Below are 23,801 nucleotides of genomic sequence, written 5' to 3' on the forward strand. Positions count from 1 at the left end.
CCCAGTTTTAATGTAAAATTAACGCTAAAGAGGTATTCATACATTTTATTTGTATGAGAGGAATGTTATGCTAGGTACTTTAAAAAAATCTAGAAGTAATGATTTACCTTATCAAATAGAAGAGCTTATTCAATCTTTGAGTAATGAAGAAGATCGTAAACTGTTCACCAATATATACAAAAAGGTCACAAAAAAAAGACATAATCATGAAAATCTAAAAAAGGGAGATGGAACTATCGCAAAATGCATAGAGTTGTTTAACAAAGGAGCTGATCCCAACGTATTAATTGAATTAGAAAAGTCATTGAGAAAACAAGAAGAATATTATAAATATTATATTGACAACTTCCTTCCAGCATTGAAAACAAAAGTGATAGAGTCAGAGGAATTAATGAAATCTTCAGTACTTAACAATGAAGAAAAATCATCACAAAGATCACCAACAAGAAGAGGAAAAATATTAGAAATAATTTTAGAGATTACAGGGATTACTAATAAAAGTAGTGACAAAGATCATTCTAGTAGCACTATTCAAAATCAGAAAAGTCTTAGAAGTAATCAAGCAAATAGACAAAATAATACTATGGAACTATTTAACAAAAAAAGTCTTTCTGGTGAAGTTGAAATTCCCAAAAATTCAGGTATTAATCCTCTGGAAAAGGATTCTTTAGCTAAGGGTGTAAGTGGAAAAGGAACCCCTGGAAAATACAATACCTTGAGAAATTCAGGTTATTATGGTGCTTCAGCACATCCTACATCAAAACAATCGCAAGCAAGAAAGGAGATCGCACAATCACAATTGAATAGTCAATCTGATCTTTCGATTGATAGTAAAGATTTAAAAAATGAAAAGCCTAATATAACTGTGAATGCTGTAGAAGTGCCAAGCGGTGCAAATACTTCTAAACTCAGTAGTAGCAGTGACTTAGATAGTGGAATAAATTCATCTAGCTTGGCATCAAGTAGCAGAAGGAACAGCTTAACTTCAGTAACAAGCATTTCATCTGAGGAAAGTGTACACTTAAAATTAAACCCTGCTGAGAAAGATAATAGTTTGCAACTAGAAGATGAAGGAAAAACAAAATTAGCACATCCGAACAAAACAAGGCCCAAAGGCCCAAGCGGAAGAATATCCCCTTCTAAACATTATAAGAAGACTGAAGAAGGGCCTCATTGTGTGATCTCAGTGACAGGCAGTAAGGTAAAAGATACAATGCAATCCAATAATTATGAAAATAATAGTAAAAACAAAAATCTTCACGTCGCACTTGTAACAAGTTCTGCTCTCTTAGCAATAGGGTGCATTGTTGCAGGAGCAATGACATCAGGATTAGTAGGAGCAGGACTGTTTGTGGTGGCTGCGGTGTTTGCTACAGCAGCTGCTGCTGAATTGTGTTCAAACTTTCTGTCAAGTAAATTGACATCCATTAGTGTGAGTCCTCTTGTTGATAATAAAGAGCTAACACGGTGATAAAAGTTAAATATGAGTTACTTATGGTGAGCAAGTGAATTCGGTTCTTGCCTATTGATGTAAAAATTGTTACATTTGAGGAGTATCTTAAAGGTATTTAGCTGATGCGTATTCAATTGGGTAGAGTTTTTGCTATTGTAGCCCTGTTAAGTTTTATCTTCATGTCATGTTCTAGCAAAGCAAGTGATGAATTGAAAAATATACCAGGAACGTTGAAAGAACTTATTTCTTCATTTTCAGTTAAAGATACTGTAGAAAATATGAATCCTTCGACAATTATAGGGTTATGTATAGCTACAGTGATACTTGCAGTAGTGTTCAGAGGCCTAATTTTTTTCATGATAATATTTGGCGTACTGATCATGATGTTTGGAAGCACAGAAAAGGCAACAGATTACCTGAAAGAAAAATTCAACTTTGCAAAGGACATACAGTTACAATCCAATAACAAAAAAGAAGATAAGGATTAAGTAAGATAGATGATTCTTTATTATCTTTTTATTGAATACGCATGATATTGTATGCAACCAAAAGTACCAGCCACTAGATCTAATTCTGAAAAAAAGAACAATTTAGCGTTACTAGAAAGTATTAATTTAGATTTTATCCCTTATGCTTGCCACTACGATGAAGAAACTATACTAACAAAACAGGGGGAATTATTAAAAATAATCAAATTAGAAGACTATTCTTCAGTTGATAACTATGGTGATCTTAGAACTGAAATTAGAAAAAGTATATCAAAAAATATCAAGAGTTTATATTTTACCGTTTGGATTCACACTGTCCGTAAGCGCAATAAACTGAGCTTACAGTGGAATAAAACTTCAGACTTTTCCGATCAGCTACACTCAACGTGGTTTAATAAACTAGTTGATAGTAAACTACAGTATATAAATGAGTTATACATTGTGGTGTTACTTAGTGATTTTGGCAAACATATTAATAATGCATTTTTTTTTGGCAGGATAAAGAATAGGCACAAGTTATTTTTACAAAAAAATCATCAAGAATTACAAAAAATAACTGACCTGATTCAAAAAGATTTAGAACCTTTTGGAGCTAAAAAACTGGGCCTTAGGTCTAGTGAAGGCAAAATATATTCTCAAATGATGGAATTTCTCCATTACATTATTACATTAACGCACAAAGATTATCCAATATGTGAAAGGGATCTATCGCAGCATGTTAAAAATTTAAAAGTAGCTTTTGGTTTCAATAAATTTCAAACATCGTTTGAAGGTCAACAGAAGTTTGGTTCTATTTTTTGCATAAAGGAATATCGAGAAATCCCCTTAGAAAATATAGATAGGTGTTTGCAACTTGACTCTGAGCTTATCATCACAGAAATAATAATATTTACTAGTAATAATAAAGCAGTAAAAGAATTCAAAAAACAAATTAATATACTGCAAATCAGTGAGGACAATACCTTACTTCAAAACTCAGGAATAAATGAAATAATAGAGCTTGAAAAAATTTCTGCTATGGATTTTTGTCAACAGAAAATTATTGTTACAATCTTTGCAGATGATAAGAATAGGTTAGCTAAAAATATCAGTGATTTATCCTCTGTAATGTCGTTAATCGGGTTGATGATGTTTAGGACTGATCTGCACATGGAAAATCATTTTTGGGCACAGCTTCCTGGAAACTTTGCTTTTGTTACACAACCAAAAAATATATTAGAAAAATATGCTTGCAGCTTTGCTATGTTGCATGATTTTACATCAGGTACGTTAAAAGGAGGAAGATGGAAAGAAGCAGTAACAGTTTTTTTTTCAAAAAAAGGCAGTCCTTACTTTTTTAACTTTCATGGAAAGAAAAATAATGGTCATACCACAATACTTGGAGCTCCAAATTCAGGTAGAACCTCACTGATCAATTTCTTACTTTCGGAATCAAGAAAATTTAACCCTAGGATTGTTATATTGGATAATACTGGAAAATCAATAATATTTACTAAAGCAGTAAGCGGCCAATATTACATAATTGATCCAAAATATAAAGATAAAAGTCTAAAATTTAACCCACTGAACATTGAAGATAGTGCTTCTAATCGCAATATGCTTGTTGAATTGATCAAAAGGATGGTTGCAGATGCAAGTTTGGTAGACGTAGAAGAAAAGACAAAAAAAATTGTAGATTCTATATTTGCTATACCAAGAGAATCGCGATCTATTTCTCAAATTTCTGAAGTGCTTTTACTTCTTGGAGGCAAAATAAGTAAATGGTGTGGTGAAGGTGAATTTGCTTACTTATTCCAAGATGGTGATGAGTCAGACATTGACTGGGGAACAAAAACTATATCCCTCAATACTGCAAATCTCACTAAGCAAAAAGAATGTATGTCCGTGATACTTTACTATTTCTTATACTCTTTCGAAGCAAAATGTGATGGCTCACCTGCAATACTTGTTTTGGATGAAGCATGGGAGATAAGTAATATTTTTCCTACAGAGGGAGAGTTTGACGACTGGATGCAAAGAATGACAAAGTTAAATGTTGTAGTAATTCTAAGTACTGAAAACTTAAACCTAGCATTTGCTAGCAAGTTTACTCAATATTTAGATAAGCATGTCGATACGAGAATCCTGATGCCGAACATAAATGCAAACAGGTTATACATGAAAGCATTTTCTCTGTCGAAAGAGGAACTGAATGTTATTTTGCAAACACCAACACAGGAAGGTTTATTTTTGATAAAGCAATACAAAGGTTTAGTAACTTTAAATCTAGATTTGAAGAATATGAAAGAAATACATGTACTTTCAGCTAATAAAGAGACTATAAAGTATATGTATGAAGCAATAAAGGAAAAAGGCGAAAAAGTGAGTAAGTGGTTACCGGCGTTCTATGAAAAATGTAAAGCTTAATTTTTTATTGATATTCTCCTTGATATTTTGTCTTTCTTATCAAGGATATGCTGATTGTCCGCCTCTTGTAGAGAGTAATACTACACTTGAAGCTGGAGGCAAAAAAGCTTTGGAGGGTTTTTTAGCAATTTTTACTTTTGGTACTAAAGGTAGTTTTAAAGTTGATGAAAAGCTATACCAATATATTACAGTAAGACAAGTAAAAGACCAAGGAATTGATGGTTATTTTAATCCAAAGATTCAAGTCTGTGATTATGAAGGAAAAGATAATTGTTATATATTACCTAGTGGAACATCCTGCCGCCAGATATATGGTACACAAGATACAGGAGGTGGAGTCTCTGCAGCAGTGTTTATTGATTGGGAAGGAGATAAAACATCTGTTAATGCAAAAATAGCAGATAGTCTTGAGTGGGAATGGGCAGACAATGTTACTGATGAAGAAAAAACGAAGTTTGCTAAGTCTCCTAAAATATGTGCTTGTAGCCAAAAAGGCGCTTGTATGGGTAGTTCTGCATGGTTTTCAAGAGTGCTTCAGGGAGAAAATATTTTCCGTCCAGGGGATATGGAAAACGTTTGTGATACTTGTTCATCATGGAATAAAGGAAAGCAAAAGATAAAATGTGCTCCTGTACCACTTGCACCTGGCCCCCCTCCATTTTGTGAACAACTTGCAATGTCACCTCCACAAGTTAGAATTGTTCCTATAACAAATGAAGAAAATGATTATTTCCATCCAAGAGTTGGAGTCATTATTGGTGAGCTGAAAGAAAGAAGGGAGCTACCTTTTCCGCGCGGTTTTTCAAATAGTGAGAATACTCCAATTTATCCATTTACTATTAAAGATACTATCCATTATCTCAAAACCTATAGAAAAAAAGGTCAGCTCTGCGCTGAATACTATGGTACTGAGGAAGAAGAGTCCGAAAGAAAATTACAATTTCCTGCTCGCTGCTTCCCAGCGCCACCTGCTCCAAAGATTGAAGAAGTGAGCATACCAAAGCCTAATGAGGGTAAAGGCGAAAATACGCTAAAAGTAAAAATGAAGATGAGTGAGAACGTTTGTACTTATGACGCACGTGGAACTCACAGTAATGGCATCTGTACTTTTTATGTTAATAAAAATTCTCCTACATATGTTGGCCATCTACCTTTAAAAGTAGTAAAGCCAGCAATAGTGGCAAAAACAACTGATAGCAGTAACAGTAAAAGCGATATCGATAACATAATAGAAGGTATATTAAAAAATAATTCGCAATTTGAAGTTCTAGAAAAATATGGATATGTTCCCGATATTGAAACAGAATGTAAAGAGCTTCAGAATGGTAAGTGCAAACTAGATGGCTCAGGATATCCAAAAGTAGAAATAAAATATAAAGAAAATCCTAAAAGTAAAATGCTATGCCTTTCTGGTTGGCAGCCAGAACCGGAGGAATTCGTTCTTGAAAAAGGAAGTGAGCTAATATCACTGAAGTCAATGAGAGCAAGCTATGCTAAACACAATACTGTTTACTCGAAAGAATCAAATCAATCTTATTATTTTCCTTGCAAAAAAGGGGGAATTATTGAATTAGTTGATGTTTTAGCAAAGCCACAAGATGCACTGAATGAAATAATATTTAATAAAAAAGGATATATTTCCATTCCTGCTGAAAATAAGTCTAGAGATAACTGCATGGCAAAAGAGGATAAAGAGGTAGATACAAAACAAAATTGTGACAAATGCAAAATAGTATATGAGTTAACAGATGGAAAGTATGAAGAAAAAAACTGTAATCACGGTGATGATGGTTGCCTCTGCTTTGATGGAGTATGTAGTCGCTCAACACAGTATGTAGATAAGAATGATAAACTATTTTACTTAAGATATGAGGAAGTGGATTGCAAGGATAAGGATGGTAAAACAGTAAAAAACGAGAAAGGTGAAATACAAAAGTGCACACAATTAAAAAATCAACCGATTAAAGCAAATAGAACAGAAGTTTTTTATGCTGATAAATTGTGTAGGTTCGATTTAGAGGGTTTAAAAAAGAGATTACGTGAAATAATAATAGCACAATTGAAACATAAGAAGCAGATTATTGAAAACAGGGATCAAAAACTTTATGAGCTTGGAGATGGCTCTACAGATGATCTGTCAATGTATGATTACGTTGAAATAGAAGCATGGGGAGGTGGTGAAGCTGGTCATATAGATGGTAAAGCTCAGTCTACTGTAAGTAGACTAGGAATGCCAGGTGATTACATTAAAGCTAAACTGAGAGTCAACCCTAGTTATCCATATATTAAAGTAAAAGTAACAGAAGGAGGTGGTGGACAAGAAAATGATAAATCTAACAAGGATGGGGGACCAACTTTAATAAAAATGTGCAGAGACTCTTCAGAAACAATTTGTAAAGATTTAATTACTGTTGCAGGCGGAGGTACATACAGAACCTATGGGGGAAAGAATTACAAAGATACAATAATTCATGAACAAAGTTTAAAATTAAAAGAAGAAATTAAGAAAGGGGACAAGCTAAACTCTAGTAAAGATAATAAAATAGCATATATAGAAAATGGTGAGATTGGGTATAAAGATGTAACAAAATGTAGTAAAAACTACGTGAATAAAACATATGGTGCTGGTGGTTGTATCAACGAAAGCAGCAAAAGTTATAGCAAGGGCGCTCCTGGTTATGTGAAAATTAAACCTATATTTGAGGAAATTAATGAAAAAAGAGTAAAAAAAATAGATGATGCTATTGAAAAAATGATACAAAATCCAGATGACATCACAGGTATTGATGATTCCTTAATAAATAAACTTGATAAAAAGATTATTGATACAATTAAAGAAGAAATTAGAAAAGAATTGTTAGGTCTATAGTCAAAGAACCCTGATGGTTGCAAATGGGGTAAAGTCGAATTTACATCACTGAGACAGATGCATGTCAAACCAGTGTTTCTTTTCTTGTATCTCAGTTCCCATAATGTCATCCCAGTGCGTGACACCCATTTCTTTCTAGTGCTTCCTTCCTTGTCATCACAGCTTCCATAATGTCATTCGAGTAGCTGACACTGGAATCCATGTAAATTTAACTGGACACCAATGTCACAAACTAGTTTTCTCATCTATCTTATTTTGCTACTCTGCTGAACAGATACGTCAATTTCATCTACTGATGAGCTAGGTCTGCTGTCCTTTATATGTTGTACCAAAAGCTCCATAATTTTTTTTTGCTCATAAAATTGCTGAAATGAATATATTCCATTCGAGCCAACTAACACGAAGAATCCTCCTTGTACATTTGGAGGATTATCATGCCAGCTAATTTTTCTTACGTATTCAGCAGCTTGTAAGGAAGTATCTCCTGAAAGGTTTTTAATATTAGGATCAGCACCTTTTTCTAGCAGTAATCTTGCCATTTTTTCATTACCTTTCATAGCTGCTATATGTAGAGGTGTATTGCCAAGCTGATTGCCAATATTGACATCCACCCCTTCTACACTAAGTAATAATTGAGCTACCTCGTCATGGCCATTATCAATAGCTACACACAAAGGATTCATACTGGTATCACAGCCATTGACTTTAGCACCATTATCAAGAAGCAACTTAACTACTGCTGCATGCCCATTCTGAGCAGCTAGATACAAGGGTGTGACATTATTTTTTTTATCTACTATGTTAACATCAGCATTTTTTGTGCTAATTAATAGTTCAACTATTTCAGTATGTCCGTTCTGAGAGGCTAAGTACAGAGCTGTTATACCAAATTCATTGTCTTTAGCATCAATCTCAATTTCTTGAGTATTAAGTAACACCTTTACAACTTCTACAAGTCCATTTTGAGCAGCAATATGTAAAGGTGTCTTACCATCAGTACAGTCTTTTATATTGGGATCAGCTCCCGCTTTAATTAACTCCTCTACTATAGCTTTGCTTTTAGCTACAACAGCAAAGTGTAAAACTGTACTGCCTTTAGTAGTTCTTGCATGAATATTAGCTTCTTTACTGATTAGTAACTTTACTACGTCTAAATGTCCTGAATAAACAGCAAAATGCAAGGCTGTAAATCCTTTTTTATCCTTGATATTGATATCAGTTTTTACATTAAGTAATAACCTAACTTCATTTATGTTACCATTATAAGCGGCTTGATGTAATAGAATATTTTCAACCGGGAGCGATTGAGTGCTGAACATATTTACCTCTATATAATAGTATGCCTAGTGGTACTACATCAAAACAAGGAACATTCAAGAAAAATTTTTGCATCTGGCAATCTATTTTCTCTATTCTAATATATACAAACTCTTTAAACCCACCTTGTAATCAGGATAAACTAGAGAGACACCAAGGTCTTTTTTAATTTTAGTATTGCTTACTTTTTTTGACCCTAAATAAAAACCCCGTGCGTAATTTGGTACGGAAGAGATCTCAACTGGCTCTGGAGGGCTAATATTGAGAAGCTCGGCTGCATACGTGACCACTTCAGATTGCGTAGCAGGTAAATCATCTGCACAATTGTATATCTCATAAGGCTTTATATTTTGCATGGAAGAAAATAAAATATTCGATATATCTTCAACATGAACACGAGAAAAAATTTTTTTCACATTTCTTGCTTTGCCAAGCTGCAGGTCAATTAGCGCATTTCTACCAGGACCATATATCCCAGCCAAACGAAAAATATGTACAGGCAATTTGCTACTTAGCCACTTCTTTTCAGACTCAAGGCGCTTTTCTCCTCTAATTTCTATAGGCTTTGTTTCAGATTCCTCATTCACCCAATTACCACAGTGGTCACCATAAACATTAGTTGCAGACAGATAACCAAGCCATTTAATATTCTCCAGACAATGACCGTATCTCTCCATAACATCATCGCCGTCTGGAGGAATAGAAACTAAAACATGTGTTACGCTTTTAAGCAGATCTTGATCAACCTTTTCATAATCAAAAAGTTGTATATCTTTATTTCTTGATGTACCGTTAACTTTCCAGCCTAAATTTAGCAATTTTTTCGATAGAAATTTAGCTACATATCCGTAACCAAAGCAAAACAAGTGCATGGAAATTAATTTCCAAAATTTTTCTTGATAAACTCAACCCCTAACCTTATTCCTTCTTCATTAATAATATGGCCTAATCCATGAATTGGGTATCCTTGAGCGTTTACTCCATTTTCTTTCAGAGCTTTAACCGCTAAATCAAGGGAAGAAAAAGGTACCACATCATCAGCTTCACCATGAATAACACATATGCTGGGTTTTGATTTGATCTCCGGTGCAATTTTTGAAGGTGAAAGAAACCTACCAGAATATGCAACAACCGATGCACAAGACTGAAGCCGGGTAAGAGCCACATGTATTGCAAGCATTGCCCCTTGAGAAAATCCAACTAAAGAAAGCTGAGTATCTTTTAAATTAAGCTCCTTTAATTTTGTATCAATAAAATGATTTACAATTGATGCAGCATTTTTCACCCCATTATATAGTGCTTCTTCACTACGATCCTCTAAACTAAACCACTGATAACCATCACCTATTTCCCTCTCAAACGGAGCATTCGGTACCACAAAACATGAATCAGGCAAAAACTTGCTCATAACTTTAGCAAGATGCACGAAATTATCGCCACTTGAGCCCCAACCATGAAAAAAAATAATCAAATTTTTCTTATTTCCATTTGGGCAAATTTCTTGGCTTTTAAGTTCAATCATCTCTTCATCCCTTTATGTTTATATTTAACTCTATGGTAATACTAAATTTGAGGAACAAGACCTCACTACTGCTATAGCTCTTTGATATGAATAAATACTACTTAGCTTCAACTTTCTCTATCAATTTCTTGACCAAGCCTCTCAATCTTCTGCTGGAATCATCAAGCTCTTGAATTTGTGAAGCATCTTTTCTCATGAGCTCTTTGTGATTACTCTTTATGTAATCATACATTTCCTTCATCTGAGCAATCATCTTGTTGATATCCATACCACCCATATCAGGTATCATGCTAGGCATATTTCCTTCTAGCATACCGCCAGCCATAAGTTGCTGAGACATTTGCATGAATGGCTTTAAGGTCTGTTGAAGCAAATTAGGGTCGCTTGCCAATTTTTCTATTTGCTCTTTGCAAGTATCCATGTACTGCTTCATAAATTCATCATCTTGCACTTTATCTGTCATAATTACACCTATTTGAAACTAATATTATATATTGTTTTTAATTAAAAACAATACAAGAACAACTATATTAATACTTGATTAAATGACAAATTAACTATTTTAAAGGTTCACATACTCTCTTTAACCATTCCTTATCTTTTATGCCATTTTCTATATTTTTATAAACAAATTGGTGATAGCTATTTATCCATTTAACTTCATCTTCAGTAAGCATTTGTATATCTATTAGCTTTTTATCATAAGGAACAGAGGTCAATTGTTTAAAGCTTAAAAAGACGTTTTCTCGCCTTTCAATATACACCAGATTCTCAATTCTTATTCCATACTTTCCTGGAATATAATAACCAGGCTCGTTAGAAAGTATCATGCCTGGAATGAGTTCCACTTTATTTCCTCTTGATATTGCTTGCGGTCCTTCGTGTACCGAAAGGTAACTTCCTACTCCATGTCCTGTACCGTGCATGTAATCCATTCCAAATTTCCATAAATGTATACGCGCTAATATGTCCAATTCTCCACCAGTAGTGCCAGAAGGAAAGACCGCACTTGCTATCGCAATGTGAGCTTTTAATACTATTGTGTAGTGAGCTCGTTGCTCATTGGTTGGACTACCAATTGCTATAGTTCTTGTAACATCGGTTGTGCCATCAAGGTACTGACCACCAGAGTCAATTAAATACAGCCCATCTTCTTGAATGACTTTATTTGTCTTATTGCTTGCACGGTAATGAATGATTGCTCCATTCTCGTTGAATGCTGAAATTGTTGGAAAACTCGGTTGCTTAAACAAATTCTGCTCTTTTCTGTATTCTAAAACTTTTTCTTCAGCTTCAAGCTCAGTAATTTCACTGTCAATATTGTTTTCAAGCCAATATAGAAAATTTATAACTGCTACTCCATCTTTGATGTGCGCACTTATAGCTCCAGTTATTTCAGTTTGATTTTTTACTGCTTTGTGAATCAAACAAGGATCCTCCTTCTCAATTATCTGCTTATTTTCTATTAGACCTCTTTCATTACTTATTGTCATCCCAGTGCTTGACACTGGGATCCATGCTTTTTTATTTCTGGTCAAGCACTGGAATGACACCGAAGCTGATTTTTCATTTAAATAATGGTTATACAAGGGATCTATTGCATTCATAATGCTCATTGGAGTCGTGCTTGGATCTATCACCACCAAATTTAACTTATGTAGTGAATTTTCTAGCTCACTAATATCAAAAACATTTATATGGTTATCAAAATTTGCTTCTATAGTTGAATGTTCTTTATCTTGAATAAATAAATCAACATTGGCATTTTTATACAATATAGCACGACCCAATATACAAGGAGTATATTCAGAACTTTCATTTCTTAAATTTAATAACCACGAAATTGAATTTGGATCAGTCAGAAGCACTGCTTCAGCCTCTATGTTTTTAGCTACTCTTTCACATTTATCCTTACCACTCTCACCAGATACATGTGAGACTATTGTTTGTGCTTTATGACTACTATCTTTTTTAATTAAGTATGGTACTAGTTTACAAATGCCTTCATATTTTCTTATGTCCTTCATAGTAAAATATTGCGGATAGTAACCCAGTGAGGTAGTCAATGTTAAGTTTGCTTTTACCCATTTGTGTGGATCCTCTTCTTGTATATTATATACTCGAAAACTGCCCTGATCGAGCTGACTGCGAGCTTGTGTGATATAGCGTCCATCTGTAAAAAATGGGCACTTATTACTCTTTGTAACGATAAGTAGCCCATTTGTTCCCGTGAAGCCACATAACTCTGCTAACTCTTTTGAATATTCATTTAAATACTCGTCTTTAGTATTCAACATAAATGTATCAACATTTATTTCGTGCATAAAAGAGCGAAATTCTTCGATTTTTGACATGTTACGCAGAATTAGCAGCTATTTTCGTTTTCTTATTCCTAAGGTACACTAATATGCTAACTATCGCTGCTGGAGTGATACCTTGTATTTGCTTCGCAATACCAATTGTTGCTGGCTTTATTGACTGCAACTTTTCTATCACTTCAGTTGACAAGCCTTTAATCTGTGAGTAGTTGAAATTAGTTGGAATTTGAGTATTAACTTCCTCTTGTAGAAACTTCATATCTGCTTCTTGTCTTACTAAATAAGGCTTGTATTTTGCTTCAATTGCAACTGCTTCATATATTTCATTCTTGGCTATGCTATCAGTTATAGTGTTATTCCAGCACATGACGCTGGAATCTACATTTTTTTCAGTGTCAACTGCATCCATTCCATCATCATTCAAGTACTGGATCCCAGTGTCAGCTACTTGGATGACAGGAAGAGGTGCTTTGGCGTTATGCAAGTAGCTGACACTGGAACCCATGTTTAACTCTGGCCATATTTCTCGTAATTTATTCCAGTCAATATTTGGATAACCGAGCAAATCTAATGCTGTTTTTCTTATTCCATCATAAGATATTTTAATGCCATAGGACCTGAGCTGCTCAGGAGTAATTGTTAGGCTCTCTAATTTCTCCTCAAGTTGCTTAATGGATTTAAGTTTACCCTGCAAAACAGAGTATCTCTCATGCGACACAAGAGAGATGTCATAACCTTTTTGTGTCAATCTTCTATCTGCATTATCTGACCTGATTGCCAGTCTATATTCTGCACGCGAGGTAAATAATCTGTAAGGCTCGGTAATTCCCTTAGTGACCAAGTCGTCTATCATTACACCGATATATGAGTCTGTACGATGAAGAACAAAACTTTTTTGAGATAAAGAGAGTGCTGCATTGATTCCGGCAATAATTCCCTGCCCAGCTGCTTCTTCATATCCAGTGGTACCATTAATTTGACCAGCAAAATATAGTCCTTTAACTTTCTTAGTTTCGAGAGTATGAAATAGCTCTCGTGGATCGATATAATCGTATTCAACTGCATATCCAGGTCTTAATATTTCTGCATTTTCAAGCCCTTTTATACTCTTTATCATTTCATACTGCACTTCGATGGGCAATGAATTTGAAATTCCATTTGGATATATAGTGTTATCATCAATCCCTTCTGGTTCTAGAAATATTTGGTGATTATTTTTTTCTGCAAATTTTTTAACTTTAGTTTCAATTGATGGGCAGTATCTTGGTGCAATAACGTTATCTAAATATGAAGAAGCTGATCTGTGAAGATTCTCTCGAATTACTCTGTGTGTATGTTCATTAGTATGAGTAATAAAACATGAAACCTGAGGCTGGTTAATTTTCTCTGTAAGATAAGAAAATGGTGTAGGTGGATTGTCACCCACTTGTTCTTGTAATACCGACCAGTTTATAGTGCCACGATCAAGCCTCGGTGGAGTTCCGGTACGTAACCTGCCCAGTTTAAAATCATACTTCTTTAGCGTGTTTGCAAGCTCTATTGCAGGTTTATCTCCTATTCTTCCAGAAGGAGTTGTTTGCTCTCCTATATGAATCACACCACGTAAAAAAGTCCCTGTAGTCAAAACAACTCTGCTTGTCAGTATACGTTCACCTGAGTCTGTTATTACAGCTTTTATATAAGATTCTCCATTGCTATCACTTTCGATAAGAAAATCGTCAACTGACTCTTCTTTTACTGTCAAGTTGTTATAATTTAGAATAATTTCCTGTATTGCTTTTTTGTATAATTTTCGGTCTGCTTGTGCACGTGGGCCCCATACTGCTGCGCCTCTGCTGCCATTTAAAACGACCGAGTGTATGCTTGCTCGGTCGATAGCTCTCCCCATTATTCCATCAAGGGCGTCTACTTCTCTAACTACAACACCCTTTGCAACTCCTCCAATTGCTGGATTACAAGACATCTCTCCTATAGTTGAAATTTTGTGAGTTATAAGTAGCGTGCTTGCACCAAGACGTGCTGCAGCTGTAGCTGCTTCACACCCGGCATGACCGCCACCTACTACCACTACGTCGTACTTATGCATCTTCTTGAGTAATTCCTAATCTATAATATTCCAACTATCAGTGATTGATGTCAAATTTTACAGATTCCAGTGTTACAAACTAACTTAGCTCAAATTATCGTCTCTTTTACAGAAGAAACTTTTTCAACTGTAGGAGAGGTAATACGCTCATCCACTTCTTCTTCCTGAGATATTCTAACAAATGTAGAATCTGTAATCGAAGTTGCACTTGCTGCAAATGTAATTGCTGCTTCATCTGCACAATGCACTAAAGATGTGGCTACATAAACCCCCATAATTGTTGCTATTAGCCCTGTTATTGCACTTACTAAGATAATCACTGTTACTACTGGGTTAGGAAGAACAGCAATCACACTTGCATTAAGCACTGCCCCAATCATAGTACTTATAGGTATAGCCATACCCAAAAAAATTGCTATTTTTCCATGATCTTCCTCAATAGGATCTCTTTTGCAAAACTTATATAGCAAACATCCTACGTGCAAAACCGCAATCAATGCTAGAGCCATAGAACCAGCAATTGCACCTATGGCTAAAGGTGATGAAGTGTCAAAACTCAACCACCAAGCTAATATTCCTAGTGCTGACACTATACTATAAGCTAACAAACAAATATACATACAATCCCTCTCACTAATTAATAGGCATCATTTTTACTCTAAATCGCAAACTTCCCCTCCGCCATCTAAATACTAAAGCAACAAGGAATGCTAACGGACGTGCAAAAATATCTAATGTTTATATTTATGTAAAGTGGAAATTTTTAGTGGGGCGAGCGACCAGGATCGAACTGGCGACATTCAGTACCACAAACTGACGCTCTACCAACTGAGCTACGCCCGCCAAGGTATAAAATTTCTAACACACAAGCATAAATAGTCAATTAATTATTTAAGCTACCTACTTTTGCATAGAGTTTTAAGTTTAGCGAATAAACATTTTCATTTATGCTTTTAGCATTATAGTTAATCGTATTGAAATCGTGATATGTTTAAAAGTATTTTCACATTTAGTTTTTTTACAGCTATTTCAAGAATTTTAGGGCTAATAAGAGATGTATTGATTGCTACGGTTATTGGTGCAACTTCTCTTGCAGATATATTCTTTTCCTCGTTTCGCTTTGCTAATTTATTTCGATCGTTTTTTGCAGAGGGAGCATTTACTACCTCATTCATACCATTATACTCTGCAGAGTCATATGATAATAAAAAGGCATTTAATTTCGCAAGTAGTGTAATATCCATTACGTTTATTATTCTAGTAATTTTTTGCCTTATCACACAAACCTTCTTCCCTTACATGATCAAAATCTTCACTCCTGGATTTGACCAAAATAAATTTACCTTTACTGTAACTTTGTCGAAAATTATGATGCCCTACATAATCTTCGTGTCAATCGCATCACTTATTGGTGGAATGTTGCAAGTAAAACAGCATTTTGCTTCAACAGCTATTTCACCAATCATTTTGAACCTCTGTTTAATCATCAGTTTGTTTTTACCTTACATTGAAACACCGGCTCATAACCTTTCTATAGCCGTCCTGATTGGAGGGATTTTGCAGCTACTTTTAATAATATTTAGTGCATACAAATTAAAGGCTTTCTTTTCTTTTAGTTTAGAATTAAGTAACGAAGTGAAGTTGTTTTTCAAGCGTGTAATACCTGCAATTATCAACAATTGTGTAATACAAATAAGTGTATGGATTGACACAATCATGGCGAGTTTTATACCAAATGCAGTTTCTTATATATATTATGCCGATAGACTAAATCAACTACCGCAAGGAGTAATTGGCACTGCAATTGGTACAGTACTTCTTCCTATGATTTCAAAACGAATAAATGATACTGAGAATATAGTCAAAATACAGAACAAGGCCCTTAATATAGGGTTAATATTAATTATGCCAATAACTGCTGCTTTTATCATTATTCCTGACATGATTTTACTTACGCTTTTTTCTTACGGCCGATTTGATTATTATGCAGTGCAGCAAACTGTTCCTACATTAGTAGCATTTTCTCTTTCTTTACCCGCATTTATTATAAATAAAGTATTGCTACCCACATTCTTTGCTAGGGGAAAGCTAAAAATACCAACTATGTTCTCATTAACGTGCCTTGGAATTAACGTAATACTAAATCTCCTATTAATGAACAAATACCAACATATAGGAATTGCTATTGCTACTTCCATTTCCACTTGGATAAATTCTATTTTATTGATTAATTATTTAACAATAAATAAGATGTATAAGCTTAGCCAAGCATTATTACTAAATATTGTAAAAATTCTCACTGCAACATTGGTTATGTCAATAGTTCTTTATCTCTCTAATTACTTATCAGCAGGGTTGTTTTTCGATAGAGGGCTAGCTCGTATTGTTTATTTAGTAACTTTAATAGCTTTGAGTGTTATTATTTATTCTAGCACTCTTTACCTGATTTTTAGAGGAAATTTGAATAATTTGAAATATGTGTAAATTACACCCTTTGTATTGCTATATGTCATTTCAGCTACTATTCCAATATCCACTTCTTTCATCCCATAACCTATTCCTGTCATCCCAGTGTCAAGCACTGGGATCCAGAAATTTTGTTGATTATATAATCTGGAAAACCTTATTTAAGTCACACTGGATCACAGTGTCACACACACAACTGTATAAGTGTTGTGGTTTGAGAGCAATTTCCACTGGGAACCCAGTGCTCATCAGACCAGCTTCTCATGTAAAAATGCTGTGCTTTAACATAAGAATAGCTACTTTTTTGCTAATTAACTTAATGTCTAATCAAATTTCCTGGATCCCAAACTGGGATGACAAGAAGAGAAGGGATGCTGGAATGAGAGGTCTATTATGAAACTTTCTTTATACTCCATATTATCAATCTCGTTGCTATTAATTCTCATGCACGTTGCTGCAACTTTTAAGGATTGGAGTGGCTACAGAGAATATATCGTAAAAGAGTTAGAGAAGACGTATGATGCTAAAGTACATGTTGGAGGAAAAATTGAAGTTTCGCTCATTACTCCAAAACTTACTATTCACAATGTATATGTACAATACAACAAAAACAAGGAGCAAAAATTATCAGATTTAATTAGTGCAAAAAAAATTGAAATAAGGCCATCGTTGTTTTCATTTTCATTGCAACCAAAGTCAATCTCATTTTTGGGCATGAAAAGCAACAAAGAAAATTTACTTAATATTATAAATACGAAAGCCAATGATAATATAGTTGATATATTAATAAAGGACAGCCAAATAAGTTTTAACGCCGATACTATTAATATCAAGGAAGTTGCTATAAAAAAAAATAAGCAGTTTTTTGGTGAAGTACAGATTGGTGACAACAATTACGATTTTTCTGGAAAGGTTAATGTCACAAAAAATAATGTACACATTAGTGTTGATTCAAATTTTGCAAATTTGCTATTTAAAGGTAATAGAAATCAAGAAGAGCTCAAGGGCAATTTAGTATTGACGATTAATAATAATTCTGATTCTATGAGCGGCTTGGCAAAAATCATTAATCTTAGCTTCCTTTCTTATGTGATTCCCAGCGAAAATATTGAGATATCATCCAATATCAATCTCAATGAAAGCGAGTTTACGGCAACTAATTTAAAAATTGAGTCCAAAAGCATGCAAGGCACTGGTATAATACAAAATGATAGAAAAAGTGATCATACTAATATCAATATTAGTTTTAGTAAAGTCGACCTAAAAAACGGCTCACACAAAACAACAGATATGAAGGGTCTTTTAGAATCTTTTAGAGAGGTTGTGCCAAAGAACCTGAGCTTGGATTTTAATATGGAAGCTTCAAATATTCAATATCAAAACAGGATATTGGACAAATTTCATGCTACGCTAAAATTTGCTAATGGCGAAATAAACGTTGATACTCTTCTTCAGTTTCCTGGAACCAATAATATATCTCGCTTATCAGGAAAAGTTTCAAACAATGGCAACTTGTCTGAATTTAATGGTGATATATTGATAAAGGGTGAGTCGTTCATTTCACATATTTTACCTTCTATCAAGATGCAAGAAAGAGAGAAAAGTCAATTTACAGCAAGTTCTAAACTATATTTAGCACCTAGAATATTATCTCTTTCAGATATCAGATTGCTAAATAACAAAGAATCTTGGCAAGGATCAATTAAGGTAAATCACACAAAAAAACACAATATGATCGATAGTAAATTTAGCATACATAACATTAATATAGATAAATATGATTATTCATTATTCAGCAAAGTGCAATGGCTGAAAAATATTAAATATGATGTAAATATAAGAACTAGTGTTAAAGATTCTATATTCAATGGTACAAAAATTGAAGATTTGGATTTTTCATTAAAAATACAAGAGAACAAGCTAGTTGCAGATAAAATAAAGTTATTCGGAGAAAATTTCGACATTACCGGTAGTGTAAAAATATTAGTGGATCAAAAATACACTAAGCCTTTATTAGACGTAAACCTTACAGGTAATAAATTTAATGGAAATATCTTTAAATTACCAAAACTATTAGAGGTAAAAAGAAACTCAAGAAATGAAATAAATCAAATTCAATGGTCAACAAAGCAGCTTAATTTTTTAGATGAGAAAGGAGATTTTGATGCAAACGTGCAAATCAAAACTACAGAATTTAAAATTGGGCAAAACGTCTTAAAAGATTTTAACTTGGATACAGTGATAAGAAACAGCACTATCACTATCAAAAAGATAAGTTACATACTAGAACATGGACAAATGTTTTTTCAGGGTTATCTAAAAGCAGGCTCAATTCACATAAAATTTTCTATTGCAAATTTGGACACCAAGGAAGTTATAGGAGTTAATAACATAAATGGCAAGATAAGCTTAAGTGGTGAAATCAAAACTCAAGGGACAAGCTTTGATGATTGGGCTAGTAACTTATCAGGAAATGTAAACTTTCAAGCACAGAAAATAGAGTTTACAAATGTGGATTTTAATTCATTCATCACTAAGTTGTTAAGCAGTAAGAATAAACCTGAAATTTCCAAGCTTGCTTACGTTGATATATATAATGGCAGTACGCTTTTTGAAAATATTAATGGAAAAGTAAGTATTAACAGTGGTGTATGTTCAACTAGTTCACAGTTTAGTATCGATCAAGCATCAGGTTCTATCTCTTCTAATTTAATCTTATCTAAGTTCTCCTTAACTTCTATATTCAGACTCTTTTTCATACTACCAAATCATAATAGTCCTCTTTATATCGAGGCACACTTAGATGGCCCTATTTGGTGCCCTAAGATGAGTTTTGATGTAGACCAAATTTACAACACCTTAGTTAGCAAGAAAAATAGTTAACTCATTTAGCTACATGATTTAGGGTATCCGTTCAGCAGGGTGGCAAAATAAGATAGACAAAAACGTAGCAACAAATGGTCAGTGCCTGACACTGGCTTTTTCACAAAAAACGTTGTAGAGCGCTTTCGTCAAACTGGATCCCAGTGTCAGCTACTTTCATGACAAGAAAAAAAGGACTGATTTCACATGAATCTGAACAGATACGATTTAGGAGATAGTAAACTTCATCTACCCTCTAATAATAAGACTTACTAGTTACTTGTAACTCTTCAATGCTTATATCGATGCAGCTTGTACTTGGAGTCTCCATATCTCCAAGCAATAACTTTGTTATCTCTGTGTGGCCTTTGAGAACAGATAAATGTAAAACAGTCTTGCTAGAATTATCTGCTATATTAATATTTGCTCCGTTTTTAAGCAATAATTTTACCACATTCTCATGGCCTCCCTGAACAGCTAAATATAAAGGAGTAGCACCGAAATGATTTCTTACATCAATATCTGCTCCGTTTTTAAGCAATAATTCCACCTCCTCTTTACAATTTATGGAAGCAGCATAATGTAAAGGAGTAAAACCATAATTATCCAATGCATTAACATTTGCTCCGTTTTTAAGCAATAATTTCACTTGCTCTAAGCGATTTCCGCAAGCAGCATAATGTAAAGGGACAAGACCTTCATTATCTGTTGGATTAGTATCTTGTTTGGCTCTCAACGATAATTCCATATGAGGAAGAGTCAATCGAGAATTACTTACTGAATTTTCTTGTTCTTGATACATAAAATACCTCTAATTTCTTACAGCTTAGTATAAATATCTATACTATATAAACATCAATTCAACTTATCACCACCGGGTAACGGTTGCAAGCCAAAAGCTTCTCTTTTTTCATTGAGCGTCATGAAGCTTGCGTTTTGCACGTATTTCCACATCTTTTGTCTTTTCTCCATTAGAATTTCTATCGCGTCTTTATCATATGACAAACATAAATCTTTGCCAAACTTGGGCACTAGCCAAGAATTCAGGTGACAGATAATATTTTCTAGCGTTGGTAAAATCGTCTGTTCCCAAAGGGAAAGACGTGCTTCAACTAAATTACTGTAAGTGTTATCACCCGGTATGCCAAGCAACTGCGGCGGAACGCCAAAAGCTAGCGCAATATCACGAGCTGAGCTATGTTTTGACTCAATAAAATCCATATCCCTCGGTGATAAGCTCATTTCCTTCCACTCTAAACCTCCTTCAAGTAATATCGGTCTTCCAGCGTTGACAGGACCTGAGTAATGATCATTTATCTGCGCTTTTAAGCGTTGGTACTGCTCTTGACTTAAGTTTCCAACGCTTCCATCCTTTTCTGATTTCACAACTATTGCACCACTTGGTCTTGCTCCATTTTGCAGCATTGCCTGATTCCAAGCACCAGCCTGATTATGCTGATCTATACTATATGCAGCTGCCTCAATTGGTGAAAGTCCATACCAATCATTCAAAGGGTTAAAGGTTTTAAGATGCAGTACTGTTGAACGCCCAGTCAATTTATCAACTTTAAAGTCATAACTGTTGTTATTTACGGTATAACGATAGGCATAAGGAACGTTACTTCTCCCTGGAATAATTTCAACCCTATCAGGGCGCAGAAGATAAAGCTCTGTTGGTTTGTTCTGCGCCTCAATCATCAATACATAAGAATTGCCATTAACTAACCGATAAGTTACAATCCCCTCAATAAATTCTGATTTTGATGTCATTGGATTAGGAGAATAAAGTAACTTCAGTAACGGATGTGCTTTTAGTTGTGATTTTCCCTGGTCAGTAAGCTGGCAGAGAATAAAAGGTACCGAAGATGCAGCACTTGCGATCATATTAATTGCTCGAAAGGCAATAACATTTTTTATGTAACCTTCCTCAGCAAAACTTACATAATCACGCCTACTCCAACTTGGTTCCATCATTAGTTGCAAAGCAGAGTATTCACTGCTTTTCTTTCTTTGAAAAATGTTAAAATTCATATGTGCCTCCTGAAAAATTAAATTTGTTAAAAGATTAAAATTATAGTTGAATTATATCAATTGGTGTTACAAGAATGATATCATCTGAGTAGCTGACACTAGTTCGTTTGCGATAGTGCCATTCAAGTAGCCCATATTTGTCATCCAAGTAGCTTGACACTAGGATCCATCTTTTTATACAATTTAGTCAAATACGTTCCTTTTAGCGTAAAGCAACTATGCTCACCAGTTCAGTGTGCTATCTACAATTAAATTTCTGGATTCCAGTGTCAAGCGCTGGAATGACATTGATAGACCTAAAGAAATAGAACATGACAGAATGGCTAATCTCTAACCAATTTACTGATTATAACCATGCTATAAAATTCATGGAAGCAAAAATTCAACAAATTTACAATAATTTGTCTGATGAGCTAGTATGGCTGCTCCAGCACCCTCCACTTTACACAGCAGGAATCGGTGCAACAGATGATGACATTATTGAAAAATTATTTCCTATATATAAAACAGGTAGGGGTGGTAAATATACATATCACGGACCAGGGCAGCGCATTATATATTTAATGCTAAATCTTAAAAAAAGAAACAAATGTGACATAAAACTATATATCAGAGACCTAAGTAATTGGATCATAAATGTTTTAAAACACTTTAATATACTTGGGGAATTTAAGGAAGATAGAATAGGCATTTGGGTGAACAACAACGGAGTAGAAGAAAAAATAGCAGCTTTTGGCATTCGCTTGAGAAAATGGGTAACTTATCACGGCATAGCGCTTAATGTCTCTCCAAACCTTTCCCACTATGAGGGTATTATTCCTTGTGGACTAAAAGATTACGGCGTTACATCAATGGAAAAACTAGGAGTAAAAGTTTCTCTTTGCGAATTAGATGATATATTAAAGCAAGAGTTTCATAAGATATTTTAATGTATTCCTTTATTCTTTATTTTCTATGCCTTTTACTCACTAATCCTGCAAATCAAGTTGATATTATTGCTCCTTCTTCGAAGGGAAAAGAATCGGATCTGCCCACTATAAAAGAATCCGTAAAAACTTTGGGTTTTAATCCTCACATTTCGGAGAAAATATACAGTAATGACAACCCATTTTATTCTAACTCTGATGAGTTTAGAGCGAATGATTTGGTTAATGCGCTCACTGATGATAGCAAAATAATTTGGTGTATCAGAGGAGGAGAAGGGGCTTCTCGGCTAATTCCCTATCTAGAAAAGTTACCCAATGATAAAAAAGAAAGAATTGCTCAAAACAAAAAAATTCTTATAGGCTATAGTGATATCACTGCTTTACATATTTATCTGCAAGTTAAATATGACTGGCAAACTCTTCACGGTACCATGTTGGAAATGATAGTAAATAACTCTGTTGCTGAAACCTCTGTTGAAAAATTAAAAGAGTTAATTCTTAAGCAACGCAACTCTATCAGATTTGATAACCTAAAAATGATCGACAATGGCATTAGACTAAAAAATGGCAAATTAGAGTCTAAAATCATCGGTGGTAATATGACTTTGGTTGAAAATAGCATAGGAACTGCTTGGCAAATAAACGCAAAAAACAAAATTCTATTTTTAGAAGACATAAAAGTTTATCCATATTCAATTGAGCGAAGTCTAGATCACCTAAAACAAGCTCATATTTTTGATGGAGTAGATGCAGTAATATTCGGTGACTTTGTTAACTGTTATAATGATAATCTTGTTGAAATTGTAAAAGAAAGGTTTGCAAAAAGTGTTAACTTTCCAGTATTTACAATAAAAGGGGTAGGACATGGACATAGAAATGACCCTTTACCTCTCAACACTCACACTATCATCAGCATGCAAGACGAGAAAGAGTTTATGGATGTGCAACAGTTATACAAGTAGCTTTATCTCACACTCCTTTCATTCCAGCACCTTCGTTGTCATCCTAGTATCCCCCCTTGTCATCCCAGTGCCTAGACACTGGGATCCAGATCAAG

General features: G+C 34.3%; 17 protein-coding genes and 1 tRNA gene. 8 read left to right on the forward strand and 10 right to left on the reverse strand.

Annotation, left to right across the window (positions count from 1 at the left end; genetic code table 11):
- Nucleotides 1–67: 67 nt before the first annotated feature.
- The 4 genes from ABWU65_RS03375 (at nucleotide 68) to ABWU65_RS03390 (ending at nucleotide 7,216) form a co-directional block, all read left to right on the forward strand.
- Nucleotides 68–1,471 carry a DUF350 domain-containing protein gene (locus tag ABWU65_RS03375; protein WP_353280302.1) on the forward strand — a complete coding sequence of 468 codons (1,404 nt, stop codon included), beginning with the start codon at nucleotides 68–70 and terminating at the stop codon, nucleotides 1,469–1,471.
- 104 nt (nucleotides 1,472–1,575) lie between these two features.
- Complete coding sequence (locus ABWU65_RS03380) at nucleotides 1,576–1,941, forward strand: hypothetical protein (RefSeq protein ID WP_007302058.1); 366 nt, start codon at nucleotides 1,576–1,578, stop codon at nucleotides 1,939–1,941.
- Between the two features lie 51 nt (nucleotides 1,942–1,992).
- Nucleotides 1,993–4,347 (forward strand): type VI secretion protein, encoded by a 2,355-nt coding sequence (locus tag ABWU65_RS03385; protein WP_007302059.1) that lies wholly within the window; start codon nucleotides 1,993–1,995, stop codon nucleotides 4,345–4,347.
- The gene (locus ABWU65_RS03390; protein WP_353280303.1) at nucleotides 4,328–7,216 is read left to right on the forward strand and encodes a hypothetical protein; all 2,889 of its coding nucleotides are present in this window, start codon (nucleotides 4,328–4,330) and stop codon (nucleotides 7,214–7,216) included. The genes ABWU65_RS03385 and ABWU65_RS03390 overlap by 20 nt, the downstream gene beginning before the upstream one ends.
- A gap of 245 nt (nucleotides 7,217–7,461) precedes the next feature.
- Here ABWU65_RS03390 and ABWU65_RS03395 read toward each other — a convergent pair whose 3' ends face one another.
- The 8 genes from ABWU65_RS03395 to ABWU65_RS03430 form a co-directional block, all read right to left on the reverse strand.
- The gene (locus ABWU65_RS03395; RefSeq protein ID WP_007302061.1) at nucleotides 7,462–8,535 is read right to left on the reverse strand and encodes an ankyrin repeat domain-containing protein; all 1,074 of its coding nucleotides are present in this window, start codon (nucleotides 8,533–8,535) and stop codon (nucleotides 7,462–7,464) included.
- Nucleotides 8,536–8,625: 90 nt separating this feature from the next.
- Nucleotides 8,626–9,405, reverse strand: coding sequence for an SDR family oxidoreductase (locus ABWU65_RS03400; RefSeq protein ID WP_007302062.1), 780 nt, complete (start codon nucleotides 9,403–9,405; stop codon nucleotides 8,626–8,628).
- Nucleotides 9,406–9,410: 5 nt separating this feature from the next.
- Nucleotides 9,411–10,055 (reverse strand): alpha/beta hydrolase, encoded by a 645-nt coding sequence (locus ABWU65_RS03405; RefSeq protein ID WP_052264810.1) that lies wholly within the window; start codon nucleotides 10,053–10,055, stop codon nucleotides 9,411–9,413.
- 97 nt (nucleotides 10,056–10,152) lie between these two features.
- Nucleotides 10,153–10,518, reverse strand: coding sequence for a hypothetical protein (locus ABWU65_RS03410; RefSeq protein ID WP_006014880.1), 366 nt, complete (start codon nucleotides 10,516–10,518; stop codon nucleotides 10,153–10,155).
- Between the two features lie 94 nt (nucleotides 10,519–10,612).
- Nucleotides 10,613–12,409, reverse strand: a complete 1,797-nt coding sequence (locus ABWU65_RS03415) for an aminopeptidase P family protein (protein ID WP_052264809.1) — start codon at nucleotides 12,407–12,409, stop codon at nucleotides 10,613–10,615.
- A gap of 1 nt (nucleotide 12,410) precedes the next feature.
- The gene (mnmG, locus tag ABWU65_RS03420; protein ID WP_007302065.1) at nucleotides 12,411–14,459 is read right to left on the reverse strand and encodes a tRNA uridine-5-carboxymethylaminomethyl(34) synthesis enzyme MnmG; all 2,049 of its coding nucleotides are present in this window, start codon (nucleotides 14,457–14,459) and stop codon (nucleotides 12,411–12,413) included.
- An 89-nt stretch (nucleotides 14,460–14,548) separates the two neighbouring features.
- A complete protein-coding gene (locus ABWU65_RS03425; protein ID WP_007302066.1) occupies nucleotides 14,549–15,079 on the reverse strand; it encodes a hypothetical protein in 531 nt (176 codons plus the stop codon).
- A 147-nt stretch (nucleotides 15,080–15,226) separates the two neighbouring features.
- Nucleotides 15,227–15,302: transfer RNA gene (locus tag ABWU65_RS03430), tRNA-His, on the reverse strand.
- Nucleotides 15,303–15,446: 144 nt separating this feature from the next.
- Here ABWU65_RS03430 and murJ point away from each other — a divergent pair.
- Nucleotides 15,447–16,943, forward strand: coding sequence for a murein biosynthesis integral membrane protein MurJ (gene murJ, locus ABWU65_RS03435; RefSeq protein ID WP_007302067.1), 1,497 nt, complete (start codon nucleotides 15,447–15,449; stop codon nucleotides 16,941–16,943).
- 375 nt (nucleotides 16,944–17,318) lie between these two features.
- Nucleotides 17,319–19,808, forward strand: coding sequence for an AsmA-like C-terminal region-containing protein (locus ABWU65_RS03440; RefSeq protein ID WP_264685563.1), 2,490 nt, complete (start codon nucleotides 17,319–17,321; stop codon nucleotides 19,806–19,808).
- Between the two features lie 235 nt (nucleotides 19,809–20,043).
- Here ABWU65_RS03440 and ABWU65_RS03445 read toward each other — a convergent pair whose 3' ends face one another.
- Together ABWU65_RS03445 and ABWU65_RS03450 are read right to left on the reverse strand one after the other, a co-directional pair.
- On the reverse strand, nucleotides 20,044–20,589 hold the full coding sequence (locus ABWU65_RS03445; protein ID WP_007302070.1) for an ankyrin repeat domain-containing protein: 546 nt from the start codon (nucleotides 20,587–20,589) through the stop codon (nucleotides 20,044–20,046).
- 53 nt (nucleotides 20,590–20,642) lie between these two features.
- Nucleotides 20,643–21,818 carry a phage portal protein gene (locus ABWU65_RS03450; RefSeq protein WP_353280304.1) on the reverse strand — a complete coding sequence of 392 codons (1,176 nt, stop codon included), beginning with the start codon at nucleotides 21,816–21,818 and terminating at the stop codon, nucleotides 20,643–20,645.
- Nucleotides 21,819–22,129: 311 nt separating this feature from the next.
- Here ABWU65_RS03450 and lipB point away from each other — a divergent pair, with 311 nt between their 5' ends.
- Nucleotides 22,130–22,747: a lipoyl(octanoyl) transferase LipB gene (lipB, locus tag ABWU65_RS03455; RefSeq protein ID WP_052264792.1), complete on the forward strand. Its 618-nt coding sequence runs from the start codon at nucleotides 22,130–22,132 to the stop codon at nucleotides 22,745–22,747.
- Nucleotides 22,747–23,706 carry an LD-carboxypeptidase gene (locus ABWU65_RS03460; RefSeq protein WP_052264793.1) on the forward strand — a complete coding sequence of 320 codons (960 nt, stop codon included), beginning with the start codon at nucleotides 22,747–22,749 and terminating at the stop codon, nucleotides 23,704–23,706. The genes lipB and ABWU65_RS03460 overlap by 1 nt, the downstream gene beginning before the upstream one ends.
- Nucleotides 23,707–23,801: the final 95 nt, after the last annotated feature.

This window comes from Wolbachia endosymbiont (group B) of Silvanus unidentatus, assembly GCF_964028615.1.
In the GTDB taxonomy this organism is placed as follows: Bacteria; Pseudomonadota; Alphaproteobacteria; order Rickettsiales; family Anaplasmataceae; genus Wolbachia.

Coding starts and splice junctions, on each gene's coding strand:
- ABWU65_RS03375 (WP_353280302.1), top strand. CDS start 68: ATGCTAGGTACTTTAAAAAAATCTAGAAGTAATGATTTACCTTATCAA.
- ABWU65_RS03380 (WP_007302058.1), top strand. CDS start 1,576: ATGCGTATTCAATTGGGTAGAGTTTTTGCTATTGTAGCCCTGTTAAGT.
- ABWU65_RS03385 (WP_007302059.1), top strand. CDS start 1,993: ATGCAACCAAAAGTACCAGCCACTAGATCTAATTCTGAAAAAAAGAAC.
- ABWU65_RS03390 (WP_353280303.1), top strand. CDS start 4,328: ATGAAAAATGTAAAGCTTAATTTTTTATTGATATTCTCCTTGATATTT.
- ABWU65_RS03395 (WP_007302061.1), bottom strand. CDS start 8,535: ATGTTCAGCACTCAATCGCTCCCGGTTGAAAATATTCTATTACATCAA.
- ABWU65_RS03400 (WP_007302062.1), bottom strand. CDS start 9,405: ATGCACTTGTTTTGCTTTGGTTACGGATATGTAGCTAAATTTCTATCG.
- ABWU65_RS03405 (WP_052264810.1), bottom strand. CDS start 10,055: ATGATTGAACTTAAAAGCCAAGAAATTTGCCCAAATGGAAATAAGAAA.
- ABWU65_RS03410 (WP_006014880.1), bottom strand. CDS start 10,518: ATGACAGATAAAGTGCAAGATGATGAATTTATGAAGCAGTACATGGAT.
- ABWU65_RS03415 (WP_052264809.1), bottom strand. CDS start 12,409: ATGTCAAAAATCGAAGAATTTCGCTCTTTTATGCACGAAATAAATGTT.
- mnmG (WP_007302065.1), bottom strand. CDS start 14,459: ATGCATAAGTACGACGTAGTGGTAGTAGGTGGCGGTCATGCCGGGTGT.
- ABWU65_RS03425 (WP_007302066.1), bottom strand. CDS start 15,079: ATGTATATTTGTTTGTTAGCTTATAGTATAGTGTCAGCACTAGGAATA.
- murJ (WP_007302067.1), top strand. CDS start 15,447: ATGTTTAAAAGTATTTTCACATTTAGTTTTTTTACAGCTATTTCAAGA.
- ABWU65_RS03440 (WP_264685563.1), top strand. CDS start 17,319: ATGAAACTTTCTTTATACTCCATATTATCAATCTCGTTGCTATTAATT.
- ABWU65_RS03445 (WP_007302070.1), bottom strand. CDS start 20,589: ATGTATCAAGAACAAGAAAATTCAGTAAGTAATTCTCGATTGACTCTT.
- ABWU65_RS03450 (WP_353280304.1), bottom strand. CDS start 21,818: ATGAATTTTAACATTTTTCAAAGAAAGAAAAGCAGTGAATACTCTGCT.
- lipB (WP_052264792.1), top strand. CDS start 22,130: ATGACAGAATGGCTAATCTCTAACCAATTTACTGATTATAACCATGCT.
- ABWU65_RS03460 (WP_052264793.1), top strand. CDS start 22,747: ATGTATTCCTTTATTCTTTATTTTCTATGCCTTTTACTCACTAATCCT.